The organism is Protofrankia sp. CiP1_Cm_nod2 (assembly GCF_920664355.1).
Taxonomy (GTDB): Bacteria; Actinomycetota; Actinomycetes; order Frankiales; family Frankiaceae; genus Protofrankia.
This window is the reverse complement of sequence record NZ_CAKKTL010000086.1, coordinates 9,741-10,339: the sequence shown is the minus strand read 5'-3', so window position 1 is coordinate 10,339 and position 599 is coordinate 9,741.

Sequence of the window (599 nt, the reverse complement as noted above, 5' to 3'; positions counted from 1 at the left end):
TTCTTAGCCGTCCCTGTTCTCGCCGCTGTCGCCGACGGGTCCATCAGAGGTCTGGAAGTCGCCGCGATCCTGGATCGTGGCCAACTCCTCTACCGCGATGACGAGATCATCCGGTGGTGTCATTGCGCTGGTCTCCTTCCGTGGACATCACGTTGCCATGCCCCGCGACGATAGCCGGAAGCCGAAGTACCTTCCGGTCCGGATTCTGGTTGATTGCGGGTGGCAACAGACAGGTTACCGGACTGTCCTCGGAGCTGCGACCGTTTTCGGAAACTTTTTCAGTGAGGATGGCAGCAGATACCGGCCGAGCTTGTGGCCGGGCGCGATCGAACTCGTCGTTGTGGTGCCTTCTGGCATCGCCCTTCCTCAGTTTGAGGGTAGTCCATCACCCGAAATGAAAGACTCTGGTCTTCGCGTCACAGGCTCGCGCTATTGCTGGACCGGCCGGCGCACCGTGCCGATCGGTAGATGTCAAGTCAACTGAGACAGTTGTTCGTTGGCTGGCTGGCTGGCTGGGACACAGTCAACCTTGCCCCACTCCTCAGCACGCAGAGGCAGCACAGTCCCGTCGAGGCGGCTTTCCGTATGGCCTACGGAGT